We start from the raw sequence: 347 nt of genomic DNA, 5'->3' as shown, positions 1-347 counted from the left end.
TGCCGGGGTGCGGAACCCCGTTCCTGGATTTTGGAGGCCTGCGATGCGCAGGGTCGTCTCGCTCTACCTTCCGACCTGGCCGACCGACAGGAACAGGCGCAAGTTCGGTGATCCCCCGCGCGAGAAGCCGCTTGTGACCGTGATCAAGCAGGGCTCACGCCGGCTGATTGCGTCGGCCTGTCCGGCCGCTCAAAAGGTCGGCCTGATCGAGGGAATGGCTGTTGTCAAAGCCCAGGCCATGGTCCCCGATCTGCACATTATCAACGCCGGTCCTAAGCTCGACTTTGGCCATTTCTGACGGGTGATGTGGGAGCGAGGGCGGCGAAGCGAACGATGCGGTAGACTGG

General features: G+C 63.1%; 1 protein-coding gene. It reads left to right on the top strand.

Annotation, left to right across the window (positions count from 1 at the left end; genetic code table 11):
• The first annotated feature begins 43 nt into the window (after positions 1 to 43).
• Positions 44 to 298: a hypothetical protein gene (locus tag KBI52_RS00605; RefSeq protein ID WP_114947373.1), complete on the top strand. Its 255-nt coding sequence runs from the start codon at positions 44 to 46 to the stop codon at positions 296 to 298.
• The last annotated feature ends 49 nt before the right edge of the window (positions 299 to 347 follow it).

Source organism: Microvirga sp. HBU67558, from assembly GCF_018069605.1.
Taxonomy (GTDB): Bacteria; Pseudomonadota; Alphaproteobacteria; order Rhizobiales; family Beijerinckiaceae; genus Microvirga; species Microvirga terrae.
This window is presented reverse-complemented; position numbering and strand designations above follow the sequence as displayed.

What these genes read in the sequence shown, in the direction of transcription:
- KBI52_RS00605 (WP_114947373.1), top strand. Translation starts at nt 44, where the DNA reads ATGCGCAGGGTCGTCTCGCTCTACCTTCCGACCTGGCCGACCGACAGG.